This is a genomic window from Streptomyces sp. NPDC059080 (assembly GCF_042739975.1).
Lineage (GTDB): Bacteria > Actinomycetota > Actinomycetes > Streptomycetales > Streptomycetaceae > Streptomyces > Streptomyces benahoarensis.
Genome location: NZ_JBHYGX010000009.1, coordinates 190,281 through 201,864, shown reverse-complemented (window position 1 = coordinate 201,864; position 11,584 = coordinate 190,281). Strand labels below are relative to the sequence as shown.

The 11,584-nt window shown below is 72.9% G+C and carries 10 protein-coding genes and 1 tRNA gene; 7 read left to right on the top strand and 4 right to left on the bottom strand.

Annotated elements, in window-relative coordinates:
• Positions 1-99: 99 nt before the first annotated feature.
• Positions 100-173 (bottom strand) — tRNA-Pro (locus ACFWWQ_RS10590).
• Between the two features lie 188 nt (positions 174-361).
• On the opposite strand from ACFWWQ_RS10590, the gene ACFWWQ_RS10585 reads away from it, so the two are divergent.
• The 5 genes from ACFWWQ_RS10585 (at position 362) to ACFWWQ_RS10565 (ending at position 7,157) form a co-directional block, all read left to right on the top strand.
• Entirely contained in the window at positions 362-742 is a 381-nt protein-coding gene (locus tag ACFWWQ_RS10585) for a DUF488 domain-containing protein (protein WP_384593332.1), read from the top strand.
• Positions 743-1,037: 295 nt separating this feature from the next.
• Entirely contained in the window at positions 1,038-2,465 is a 1,428-nt protein-coding gene (argH, locus tag ACFWWQ_RS10580; protein ID WP_384593328.1) for an argininosuccinate lyase, read from the top strand.
• 144 nt (positions 2,466-2,609) lie between these two features.
• Entirely contained in the window at positions 2,610-3,161 is a 552-nt protein-coding gene (locus tag ACFWWQ_RS10575) for a TetR/AcrR family transcriptional regulator (RefSeq protein WP_384593325.1), read from the top strand.
• Positions 3,158-4,744 carry an MFS transporter gene (locus ACFWWQ_RS10570; RefSeq protein ID WP_384593322.1) on the top strand — a complete coding sequence of 529 codons (1,587 nt, stop codon included), beginning with the start codon at positions 3,158-3,160 and terminating at the stop codon, positions 4,742-4,744. Before ACFWWQ_RS10575 ends, ACFWWQ_RS10570 begins: the two co-directional genes overlap by 4 nt.
• Before the next feature lie 442 nt (positions 4,745-5,186).
• Positions 5,187-7,157, top strand: coding sequence for a bifunctional metallophosphatase/5'-nucleotidase (locus ACFWWQ_RS10565; protein ID WP_384593319.1), 1,971 nt, complete (start codon positions 5,187-5,189; stop codon positions 7,155-7,157).
• Positions 7,158-7,219: 62 nt separating this feature from the next.
• On the opposite strand, the gene ACFWWQ_RS10560 is transcribed toward ACFWWQ_RS10565, so the two are convergent.
• The gene (locus ACFWWQ_RS10560) at positions 7,220-7,888 is read right to left on the bottom strand and encodes a lysophospholipid acyltransferase family protein (RefSeq protein WP_384593316.1); all 669 of its coding nucleotides are present in this window, start codon (positions 7,886-7,888) and stop codon (positions 7,220-7,222) included.
• A 279-nt stretch (positions 7,889-8,167) separates the two neighbouring features.
• On the opposite strand from ACFWWQ_RS10560, the gene ACFWWQ_RS10555 reads away from it, so the two are divergent.
• Together ACFWWQ_RS10555 and ACFWWQ_RS10550 are read left to right on the top strand one after the other, a co-directional pair.
• Complete coding sequence (locus ACFWWQ_RS10555) at positions 8,168-9,340, top strand: glycerophosphodiester phosphodiesterase (RefSeq protein WP_384593314.1); 1,173 nt, start codon at positions 8,168-8,170, stop codon at positions 9,338-9,340.
• A 303-nt stretch (positions 9,341-9,643) separates the two neighbouring features.
• The gene (locus ACFWWQ_RS10550) at positions 9,644-10,147 is read left to right on the top strand and encodes a GNAT family N-acetyltransferase (protein ID WP_384593311.1); all 504 of its coding nucleotides are present in this window, start codon (positions 9,644-9,646) and stop codon (positions 10,145-10,147) included.
• Between the two features lie 59 nt (positions 10,148-10,206).
• Here ACFWWQ_RS10550 and ACFWWQ_RS10545 read toward each other — a convergent pair whose 3' ends face one another.
• Positions 10,207-10,650 carry a hypothetical protein gene (locus tag ACFWWQ_RS10545; RefSeq protein ID WP_384593308.1) on the bottom strand — a complete coding sequence of 148 codons (444 nt, stop codon included), beginning with the start codon at positions 10,648-10,650 and terminating at the stop codon, positions 10,207-10,209.
• Complete coding sequence (locus ACFWWQ_RS10540; protein ID WP_384593305.1) at positions 10,643-11,011, bottom strand: hypothetical protein; 369 nt, start codon at positions 11,009-11,011, stop codon at positions 10,643-10,645. Before ACFWWQ_RS10540 ends, ACFWWQ_RS10545 begins: the two co-directional genes overlap by 8 nt.
• Between the last annotated feature and the right edge of the window lie 573 nt (positions 11,012-11,584).

Genomic DNA, 11,584 nt, shown 5'->3' with positions numbered 1-11,584 from the left:
GTCCCGGCCCGAGCGGCCGGGACACCACCCACCCGGGCGCGCGCACGAAAAAACCCGCCGGCCTGGAGATTTCTCTCCGGCCGACGGGCCTTCGCACCGTCGGGACGACAGGATTTGAACCTGCGACCCCTTGACCCCCAGTCAAGTGCGCTACCAAGCTGCGCCACGTCCCGGTGCATGTACCGACCGGAAGTGCTCCGGTCGGGGCGTGCAGAAGAAAAATACCCTGTCCGGTGCCCGGAGACCAAAAGCGGGGTCCCGAAGCGGTCCCCGGCGGGGTCCCGGCGCCGTGCGCGGACCGCCGTGATCAGGGCCGGGCGGCCGCACCGGCGGATCGGCGCGAGGCGTGTTTCGATGAGGTATGGCCAAAAAATCTTCCGCCGACGGCCTGCACATCCGCCGGGTCTACGAGGCGCCGGAGCCGTCCGACGGGGCGCGGGTGCTGGTCGACCGGCTCTGGCCGCGGGGGCTCTCCAAGGAGGGCGCCGAGCTGACCGAGTGGTGCAAGAGCGTCGCGCCGTCGACGGATCTGCGCCGCTGGTACGGGCACGACCCCGAGCGGTTCGCGGAGTTCGCCGACCGCTACCGCGAGGAGCTGGCGCGGGACGCGGACGCGGGTGAGGCGCTGCACCATCTGCGGGAGCTGGCCGACGGCGGCCCGCTGACCCTGCTGACCGCCACGAAGGACCTTCCGCACGGCCATGTGCAGATCTTGCTGGATGAGCTGCGCGCCGCGGGCTGACGCGCTGCGACGCGCCGATCCCCGACGCCTCGTCCGCCCCACCCTCCCGTGTTCCCACCCTCCCGCGTTGACGAATCATGCAGTCCACTGCATACTTATGCTCATCAGCGTAGGGATCGCAAGGGGGGATCCGGGGCCGCGCCCCGCGTTCGCCCGCTCCGGCGGCCCGTCGCGGACATGGCCGGACGCGCGACCTCGCCCGGCCCGGCTCGTTACCTTCTTGACCTTCGTACGACGGCCGCCGCCCGCCCCGCGCGGGCAGGCGGTGGTACCTCACCCCCTCCGAGGAGCAGCAGTGAGCAGCAACAGCGGTGACGTCCGGCTCTGGGGCGGGCGGTTCGCCGACGGCCCGGCCGAGGCGCTGGCCCTCCTGTCCGCGTCCGTCCACTTCGACTGGCGGCTGGCCCCCTACGACATCGCCGGTTCGCGTGCCCACGCCCGTGTGCTCCACAAGGCCGGTCTGCTCACCGCCGACGAGCTGGAGCGCATGATCGCCGGTCTTGACCGGCTGGAGGCGGACGTCGCCGACGGCTCGTTCACCGGCACCGTCGCGGACGAGGACGTGCACACCGCCCTGGAGCGCGGCCTGCTGGAGCGGCTCGGCCCCGACCTCGGCGGCAAGCTGCGCGCCGGACGCTCCCGCAACGACCAGGTCGCCACGCTCTTCCGGATGTACCTGCGCGACCACGCCCGGATCATCGGCGGGCTGATCGCCGACCTCCAGGAGGCGCTGGTCGGTCTCGCCGAGGCGCACCCGGACGCCGCCATGCCGGGCCGCACCCACCTCCAGCACGCCCAGCCGGTGCTCTTCGCCCACCACGTCCTGGCGCACGTCCAGTCCCTGTCCCGGGACGCCGAGCGGCTGCGGCAGTGGGACGAGCGGACCGCCGTCTCGCCGTACGGTTCGGGTGCGCTGGCGGGCTCCTCGCTCGGGCTCGACCCGGAGGCGGTCGCCGCCGACCTCGGCTTCGAGCGCGGCAGCGCCGGGAACTCCATCGACGGCACCGCCTCGCGGGACTTCGTCGCGGAGTTCGCCTTCATCACCGCGATGATCGGCGTCAACCTCTCCCGGATCGCCGAGGAGATCATCCTCTGGAACACGAAGGAGTTCTCCTTCGTCACCCTCCACGACGCCTTCTCCACCGGCTCGTCGATCATGCCGCAGAAGAAGAACCCGGACATCGCGGAGCTGGCGCGCGGCAAGTCCGGCCGTCTGATCGGCAACCTGACGGGCCTGATGGCGACGCTGAAGGCGCTGCCGCTCGCGTACAACCGCGACCTCCAGGAGGACAAGGAGCCGGTCTTCGACTCCTGTGACCAGCTGGAGGTCCTGCTGCCCGCCTTCACCGGCATGATGGCGACGCTCACCGTCAACCGTGAGCGGATGGCGGAGCTGGCCCCGGCGGGCTTCTCGCTCGCCACCGACATCGCCGAGTGGCTGGTCAAGCAGGGTGTGCCGTTCCGGGTGGCGCACGAGGTCGCCGGTGAGTGCGTGAAGGTCGCCGAGGCCGAGGGCAAGGAGCTGGACGAGCTGACGGACGAGCAGTTCGCGAAGATCTCCGCCGAGCTGACCCCCGAGGTCCGCACCGTCCTCAACGTCCCCGGCGCGCTCGCCTCCCGCAGCGGCCGCGGCGGCACCGCGCCGTCCGCCGTCGCCATCCAGCTCGCCGAGGTCAAGGCCGACCTCGCCGTCCAGCAGGAGTGGGCCGCGGCCAAGCGCTGACCCGAGCCCTCGCGCCTCGACGGCGGCCCTTCCTGTGCGGAGGGGCCGTCGTCGGCGTATGTGTCGCTCCGTGCGGCCCTACGGGCGTGAGGGCCCAAACGCTTGAATGAGACATCATCGTCTCATTCAGTTAGGGTGCGTCTCATGGCTGTGGACCGTTCCCATGTACTCGCCGCCGCCGCGGCACTGCTCGCCCGGCGGCCCACGTCCTCCATGGACGAGATCGCCCGCGCCGCCGGAATCGGCCGCGCCACCCTGCACCGGCACTTCGCCGGGCGCGACGCCCTCATCCGCGCGCTGGAGCAGCTGGGCATCGAACAGCTCACCCGCGCCATGGACGCCGCCCGGCTCGACGAGGACGACGCCCCGGCTGCGCTCCGGCGGCTCATCGCCGAGACCGAACCGGTCGCCGGCGTCCTCGCCTTCCTCTTCACCGAGAACCAGCTCTTCGAGGGCGCGGAGATCAACGACGGCTGGACCCGCCTCGACGCCCGCGTCCACGCGCTGTTCCGCCGCGGCCAGGAGGAGGGCGACTTCCGCATCGACCTCAGCCCGGTGTGGCTGACCGAGGCGCTCTACGGCCTGATCGGCGCCGGAGCCTGGGCCGTCCACGACGGCCGGGTGGCCCGCAACGACGTCACCCACTCGATCGCCGAGCTGCTGCTCGGTGGCGCACGACGGAGCATGGAGAAATGACCGAGAGCGCACCGGCGGGCCCCGGCTCCGCACACGAGGACCACCTCCGCCCGGAACGCTGGCTGGCGCTCGCCGTCCTCGTGCTCGCGGTGCTGCTGGTCGGCGTCGACGCCACGGTGCTCGGCCTGGCCACCCCGTACCTCAGCGAGGACCTTCAGCCGTCCGGCACCCAACTGCTGTGGATCGGCGACATCTACTCGTTCGTCATCGCCGGTCTGCTGGTCTCGATGGGCAGCCTCGGCGACCGCATCGGCCGCAAGCGACTGCTGCTCCTCGGCTCCGTCGCGTTCGGCGCGATGTCGGCGCTGTGCGCGTACGCGACCAGCCCGGAGATGATGATCGCGGCGCGGGCGCTGCTCGGGGTGGCCGGGGCGACGCTGATGCCCGCCACCCTCGCCCTGATCCGCAACCTCTTCCACGACCCCAGGGAGCGCAGCCTCGCGGTCGGCATCTGGGGCGCGATGGCCTCGGCGGGCACCGCCGTCGGCCCGGTCCTCGGCGGCTTTCTGCTGGGCCACTTCTGGTGGGGCTCGGTCTTCCTGATCAATCTGCCGGTGATGGCGCTCCTCGTCGTCGTCGGCGCCCGGGTCATCCCCGAGTCGCGCAACCCCGAGCCGGGCCCGTGGGACCTGCCCAGCGTCGCGCTCTCCCTCGTCGGCATCGTCGCCGTGGTCTACGCGATCAAGGAGGCGGCGGCGCACGGCTTCCGCTGGGACATCGCGGTGGCCGCGGTCGTCGGCGTCGCCGCGCTGGTGGTGTTCGTCCGCCGCCAGTACGCCCTCGACTCGCCGCTGCTGAACATGAAGCTCTTCCACCACCGGGGCTTCTCCGGTGCGGTCCTCGCCGACCTGCTGACCATCCTCGGCCTGTCCGGACTGGTCTTCTTCCTGTCGCAGTTCCTCCAGATGGTGCAGCTCCGGCCGCCGCTCAACGCCGGACTCGTCGAACTGCCCGCGGCGGTCGGCGCGGTGGGCGCGGGCCTCGCCGCGGGGTACGTCGCCCGGCGGCTCTCCGTCCGCTTCGTGGTGGCCGGCGGCCTCGCCGTCGTCGGCCTCGCGCTCGCCGGGTGCGTCACCCTGCACGCCGACACCAGCACCCTCGCCCTGACCACGATCCTCTTCGTCGTCGGCGTCGGCGCCGGGTTCGCCTTCACCGTCACCGCCGACGTCATCCTCTCCAGCGTCCCCAAGGAGGAGGCGGGCGCCGCCTCCGCGGTCTCCGAGACGGCGTACGAACTGGGCGCGGCGCTCGGCATCGCGCTGCTCGGCTCCATCGTCACCGGCATCTACCGCGGCTTCCCCGACCCGGCGGGCGTGGCGGGCGCCGCGTCCGCCGGGGCCCATGAATCCCTGGGCGGTGCGGTGGAGGCGGCCCGGATGCTGCCGCCGGAGCAGTCGGCCGCGCTGCTGCACTCCGCGCAGGACGCCTTCGTCGACGGCCTGGACATCGCGGCGGGCGTCGGCGCCGGGGTGCTGCTCACTGCCTCCGTCGTCGCATGGTTCCTGCTGCGCGGCCAGAAGCTCGGCGACAGCCGGGAGGAGCGCTCCGCCGACGAGCAGCGGGGCACGGGAACGGCGGCTTAGACCGTGTCCTACAGGGTTCTTGGACCGGGGGCTTCGGGGGCTTCGGGGGGTGCGCTGCTCTTCTGATGCGTCCCCCGGCTCGGCCAACTTTCAGGAAGGCTTCCTGAACCGCCTGGCCCGCCCCCCGCCTGGGTAGCCATCAGGAAGCCTTCCTGATGGCTACCCGCCCCACTGCCTCCGCGCGCCCCGCGCCCGTACCTGCCCGTCCGGCCGGTTTGGGTGCGGATGGGGGACGCGGGGCGGGGCGGGGCGTGTCGGCGCGGGGCGTGGGCGGGGCGGCAACCATGATCACGACGGCGCGCCGGGCGTTCCGGTGGCCGACGGGCCGATGTCCGCCGCCCGTTCACGTCCGCGTCGCGTGACGGAGATCGGGCGGCCCGCCCTGCCCGCTTGACTCTCCGTCCGTTCCCTTCCGCCCGGGACCTCCCAGGAGAGTGACGCAGTGCGCGAGATCGGACGACGTTCCTTCCTCACCGCCGCCGGAGCGCTGGCCACCACCGGCGCCCTCGGCACCCCCACCTACGCCACCGGCCACGCCCGCGACGCGGCCACCGCCACCGAGTACGTCGACGTCCAACTCCTCAACATCACCGACCTGCACGGCTACCTCCAGGGCGCGCCCGGCGGAAACTCCGTCATCACCGGTGCGGGCGGCCGCAGATACACCGTCGGCGGCGTCGCCTCCATGGCCGCGCATCTGAACGCGCTGCGCGCCGGGCACACCAACTCCGTGTTCTTCGCGCCCGGAGACCTCTTCTCCGGCTGGGAGTTCGACGCCGCCTCCCTCGCCGACGAGCCCACCATCGAGGCGCTCAACGCCATGGGCCTGGACTTCGCGTCCGCCGGGAACCACGAGTTCGACAAGTCGGTGCGGTACCTCACCACACACATGGCGGGCGGCAGGCCCTACCCCGTCGTCGACCGCGACGACGCCTTCAAGGACTCCACCGGCACCCGCTTCAAGGGCGCCGACTTCCCCTACTACAGCGCCAACGTCACCGACGCCGCCACGGGGAAGACCGTGCTGCCGCCGTACAACATCGTGCGGGTCGACGCGGGCGGCGGCCGCACCCTGCCGATCGGCTTCATCCACCTCACCGCCATCGGCACCGAGGCGTTCCCCGGCTCCTACCAGCCCGGACTGCGCACCCTCGACGAGCTGGAGACCGCCAACCGCTGCGCCGCCGAGCTCAAGGCCCGAGGCGTCCGCGCCATCGTCCTGAGCATGCACGACGGCGCCGTCGCCGGATCCGACTTCAACAGCGGCACCAACCCCTCGGGCCCCGCCTACGAACTCGCCCTGCGCGTCTCGTCCGACATCGACGCCATCGTCACCGGCCACTGGCACTGCGCCTTCTCCATGATGCTGCCGGACCCGTCGGGCAACCCCCGCCCGTTCGTCGAGGCCGGCTGCTACGGCCAGCTGATCAACGAGATCACGCTCCGCCTCGACCGCACCACCGGCGAGGTCGTCCGCGAGCTGACCACCACGACCAACCACCCCAACACCCGCGACATCGCCCCCGATCCCGTCCTCCGCGAGATCGCCGACTACTGGGCCGGATACGGCGCCCGCCGCGCCGCCGGCCCGCTGGCCACCCAGACGGCTTCCTTCACCCGCACCCGCAAGGCCACCGGCGAGAGCACCATGGGCAATCTCGTGGCCGACTGGGCGCTGTGGGCCGGACGGCAGCCCCTCGACCCGATGGCCGACCCGGGCGGGCCGGCCAACACCCCCGCCGACCTCGCCCTGATCGCCGTCGCACCCCGCCAGGGCCAGGCCGTCATCGCCGCCGACCTGGTGCACGATGCCCAGAGCGGCGGTACCGTCACCTTCGGCGCCGCATGGAACGCCGTCGGCTTCGGCGACCCGATCATGACCGTCACCGTCACCGGGCGCCAACTCCACGACGCCCTGGAGGAACAGTGGGCCCCGGCCCCGGGCGGCGGCCTCGGCTTCTCCCCGCTCGCCGTCTCCGGCAACGTCCGCTACACCTTCGACGCCACCGGCCCGGTCGGCAAACGCGTCGACCCCGCCGAGGTGTTCATCGACGGCGAGCCCCTCGACGAGAAGCACACCTACCGCCTCGCCGCGCCCTCGTACACCCTCATCAACCAGGACGGCTTCAGCGCCTTCCTCGGCTTCACCGAACCCGTGCGCCACACCCGCGACTTCGAGAGCTTCGTCGCCTTCGTCCGGCAGGCGAAGAGGCTCACCCCGACGGCCACCGACCGGATCCGGGTGAAGAACGCCACCGGACCCGGCGCCCGCACCGGCACCGTCGCCGAACGCCCCCGCCTGCTCCAGTACGACGGCACCGCCGTGCCCCGCCCCGAGGCGGCCCTGCGCACCGCCCGCACCAGCGGCACCGAGGGCCAGCGCGTCACCGGCGGCTTCCGCGTGCCCTGCTGAGACCGCGCACACGACGACGGGCCGCACCCCCGGAGGGATGCGGCCCGTCGCGCGGCGTGCGGTCAGGCGGCGCGCGCCTTGGTGGCGTACACGTCCACGTACTCCTGGCCGGACAGCTCCATCACGTCGCTCATCACCTCGTCGGTGACGGCCCGCAGGACGTAGCGGTCGCGGTCCATGCCGTCGTAGCGGGAGAAGCCCAGCGGCTCACCGAAACGGACCGTCACCTTGGCGATGCGCGGCATGCCCTTGCCGTCGGGCTGCACCCTGTCCGTGCCGATCATCGCGAACGGGACGACGGGCGCGCCGGTCATCAGCGTCAGCCGGGCGATGCCGGTGCGGCCGCGGTAGAGACGGCCGTCGGGGGAGCGGGTGCCCTCCGGGTAGATGCCGAACGCGTGGCCCTGCTCCAGGATCCGGCGGCCGGTCATCAGCGCCGCGACACCGCCGCGTCCGCCGTCGCGGTCCACCGGGATCATCCCGGAGCTGCGGAAGAACCACGCCATCAACCGGCCCTTGAGGCCCTTGCCGGTGACGTACGCGTCCTTGCCGATGAAGTACACCGGCCGCTTGACGACCAGGCTCAGGAACAGCGAGTCGATGAACGTGACGTGATTGCCGGCCAGGATGACCGGACCGGTCTGCGGGATGCGCTCGACGCCCTCGACCGTGGGGCGGTACAGGACACGCATGACGAATCCGAGAATCGCCTTCAGCAGAATGCGGGACAACGGGTCCTCCGGGCGTGGCGGGTCGGTGGTGGCGGGTCGGCGGTGGCGGGTGGCTGACGGAACGCTGCGGCTCAGGACGATACTCGCGGGTCACCCGTGGTCGCACACCGGGTTCATCCGGTCGCTGCACGCAGTGGGCCCCCACCTGCGTCATGTTCTCCCGGAATCCGCCACCCGTCTCCCCGGACTCGCCGGGCCGAGCATACGATCGACCGGCCGCCCGGCCCGTACCCACGGTCCGGCACGGCCGACACGCGAACCGGAGAGCAAGGAGCGGGGATGCACCAGGGGCAGCAGCCGGGACGGCGCAGGATACTGGGGGCCGCGGCCCTCGGCGCGGGCGCGGTGGTGCTCGGCGCCGCCGGGCAGGCCGGAGCGGCGGACCGCACCGGCACGGCGGCGGGCGGCCGTCCGGGCCACGGCGGCGTGGGCGGGGAGCTGCCCGTCCCGCTGATCATCGGCCACCGCGGCGCCAGCGGCTACCGCCCGGAGCACACCCTCGGCTCCTACCAACTCGCCCTGGACATGGGCGCCGACGTCATCGAGCAGGACCTCGTCCCCACCAAGGACGGCCACCTCGTCTGCCGTCACGAGAACGACATCACGGCCACCACCGATGTCTCCGCGCACCCCGAGTTCGCGGACCGCAGGACCACCAAGACCGTCGACGGGGTGAAGCTCACCGGCTGGTTCACCGAGGACTTCACGCTCGCCGAGCTGAAGACCCTCCGCGCCAAGGAGCGCATCCCCCAGACCCGTCAGCACAACACGCTCTACGACGGCGTGTGGGAGGTGCTCACCTTCGACGAGGTGCTGCGCTGGGCCGACCGCGAGGGCCGTCGCCGTGGCCGCCGCGTCTGGCTCCACATCGAGACCAAGCACCCCACCTACTTCCGCAAGCTGGGCCTGGGCCTGGAGGAGCGGCTGGCGAAGGCGCTGCGCACGTACGGGCGGCACCGCCGCACCTCCGCGACCTTCCTCCAGTCGTTCGAGCCGAGCAGCATCCAGCGGCTGGGCAAGCTGGGGCTGGACTGCCCCAAGATCGTCCTGCTCGACGCCCCCGACACCAGGCCGTGGGACTTCGTCGAGTCCGGTGACCCGCGGACCGTGGCCGACCTCGTCGAGCCCACGGGGCTGCGCTGGATCGCGGGCTTCGCCCAGGGCATCGGCCCGGCGCTGGACCAGATCATCCCCCGGGACGCGTCCGGGAAGTCCGGCCCGCCGACCTCGCTGGTCAAGGACGCGCACGCCGCCGGTCTGGTGCTGCACCCCTACACCGGCCGCAACGAGAACACCTTCCTGCCCGCCGACTACCGCCGGGGCACCGACCCGAACGCCTACGGCGACGCCCGGGGCTACTTCCGGGCGTGCCTGGCGACCGGCCTCGACGGGATGTTCTCCGACAACCCGGACACCGCGCTGCTGGTGGCCGAGGAGTTCCGCACGGCCTGATCCGGCCGGCGCGTCCGCGGACCGGCCGCCGCCCCGCCCCGTCTCCCCGGGGCGGGGCGGCGTCGGGAATGTCACAGCGGGGGCCGGTCCGTTCCGGTTGCGGTGCCGGGCCCGCAGAATGCCAGGGCCTCGCGGCGCGATTGCCGCCGGTGCTTTCCGGGGAGCCCTGGAGAGCACCGGCGGCGGCCACGCCGGGAGCGGCGGTGCCTGCCGGGCGCCGCCGGTCAGGGCCATCGTTCCGGGAGCCGCCACCACCCTCATGGCACCCGGACACCGCGAACCGACCAGGGGAGGCAGACGCGCATGGGCACGAGCGTGACCATCTCTGCGGCGACCGAGCAGGACGCCGAGCAGATCCTCAAACTCCAGTACCTCTGCTACCAGCCCGAAGCGGCGCTGTACGACGACTACGGCATCGAACCGCTCACCCAGAGCCTGGCCGGGCTCCGGGAGGAACTCGCCACCGGCTGTGTGGTGGTCGCCCGCCTCGGGGACGAGGTGGTCGGCTCGGCCCGCGGCACCGTCGACGCCGACGGCACCGCCCGCATCGGCAAGCTCATCGTCCACCCCCGGCTGCAACGGCACGGTCTCGGCGGCCGGCTGCTGGCCGCCGTCGAGGCGCGCCTGAGCGCCGAACGCGCCGCCACCCGCTACCGCCTCCTCGCCGGTCACCGCGGCGACGGCGGCCTCCGCCTCTACCGCAGCCACGGCTACGCCCCCGTCCCCACCGAGGAGACCGGCCGCCGCCTGGGCCGCATCACGCTGGAGAAGCCCGCGACGGCACCGGCGTACGCCACCGGAGCCTGAGCCTGCGCGCCGCGGGGCCGCCCCTCAAGGCCCCGCGGCACGGCCGCGCCCGGGAGGCGTCACGCGGTACGCGACCGCCGCAGCCAGAGCAGACCGGTGACCGGCAGGATGACCGGGATGAAGAGATACCCCATGCCGTAGTCCGACCAGACCGTGGCGTCGGGGAAGGCGGACGGGTCGAGCAGCGTCCAGCTGCCGACGCCGAGGACGCCCAGCAGCTCCAGCGCACAGCAGACCAGCGCCGCCCGGCGGGCCCCCTCACCGCCACGCACCAGCGAGAAGGTGATGAAGCCGTAGACCACCGCGGAGACCGCGGAGAGTGTGTAGGCCAGCGGCGCCACATGGAACTGCGCGATCAGCTGGTACAGCGAGCGGGACGCGGCGGCCACGGTGAAGATGCCGTAGAGGGCGACCAGCAGCCGCCCGGGGCCGGTGCCCAGCGACCGGCGGCCGTCCGCGGCGACGGCGGTGTCCTGTGTGCCGGTCTTGGTGATATCAGGCATTGCCGCCTCCCCAGATGTCGAAAAGCCGGACCTCCAGCACCGCCAGCACCACGGCGCCCGCCGCGACGGTGGCCGAGCCCCAGCGGGTGCGCTCCGACAGCGACATGAAGCCGGTGCCCGGTACGCACGCCACCGCGCCGATCAGATAGGCGAGGAACAGCGCGGTGCCCTTGGCGGGGGTGTGCCCGCCCGCCAACTGCACGATGCCGACGATGAGTTGCACGATCCCGAGGAGGGAGACGACGGCCATGCCGATGAAGTGCCAGTCCTTCGTGGGCTCGTCGCGGAACGCGGCGAAACCGCACCAGGCGGCCAGGGCGAGAGCGGTCGCGCCGACCGCGATCGTCAGGGCGTCGATCACCGGGACCTCCGCGCGGCACGGCGGCGCACCGTGGGGTTGTGGGGCATGAGGCGATGCTAATCGGCCCGTACCGGACGCCCGCGCGCGGGCCCGGCCCGGCGGGGGAGCGGCGCGGCGGGGCCGGCGGCTTCCCCTTACGGGCCGCGCCGCCCGCACCTTCCGGGCCGCGCCCCCGGGCCCGGCCCGTCCCGCCCGCCGTGGCGTTGGCCACACGGCCCGTGCCCGCGCGGGGTGCGAGGGGCGCCCGCCCGGGCCCGTACGCGGGCGTTCGTGCAGGCCGCGCGGCCCGGGGGGTGACGGACACGGCGGGCGGACGCGGCTGCGGAGCCGTCCACGTACCGATATGCGCTGTCCGCTATTCGGACGTGCTGGCTCGACTTGCATGCTTGTCTGGTTTACTTGCCGCCATGACCACGACGAGCAGCCGCACCCCTGCGACCGAGGCGATGACGACGCCCGGTGCTCGTTGCATGTGTCGAATGTGTGACCGCTGAGGGCCCCCGCCTGAGCCTCGCGCCCCGAAGCGAGACCTGCTGCCATGAGCCGAAAGTGTCCGTCCCCACGGAACCGGCC

What these genes read in the sequence shown, in the direction of transcription:
- ACFWWQ_RS10545 (WP_384593308.1), bottom strand. Translation starts at nt 10,650, where the DNA reads ATGCCTGATATCACCAAGACCGGCACACAGGACACCGCCGTCGCCGCG.
- ACFWWQ_RS10585 (WP_384593332.1), top strand. Translation starts at nt 362, where the DNA reads ATGGCCAAAAAATCTTCCGCCGACGGCCTGCACATCCGCCGGGTCTAC.
- ACFWWQ_RS10555 (WP_384593314.1), top strand. Translation starts at nt 8,168, where the DNA reads ATGCACCAGGGGCAGCAGCCGGGACGGCGCAGGATACTGGGGGCCGCG.
- ACFWWQ_RS10570 (WP_384593322.1), top strand. Translation starts at nt 3,158, where the DNA reads ATGACCGAGAGCGCACCGGCGGGCCCCGGCTCCGCACACGAGGACCAC.
- ACFWWQ_RS10575 (WP_384593325.1), top strand. Translation starts at nt 2,610, where the DNA reads ATGGCTGTGGACCGTTCCCATGTACTCGCCGCCGCCGCGGCACTGCTC.
- ACFWWQ_RS10550 (WP_384593311.1), top strand. Translation starts at nt 9,644, where the DNA reads ATGGGCACGAGCGTGACCATCTCTGCGGCGACCGAGCAGGACGCCGAG.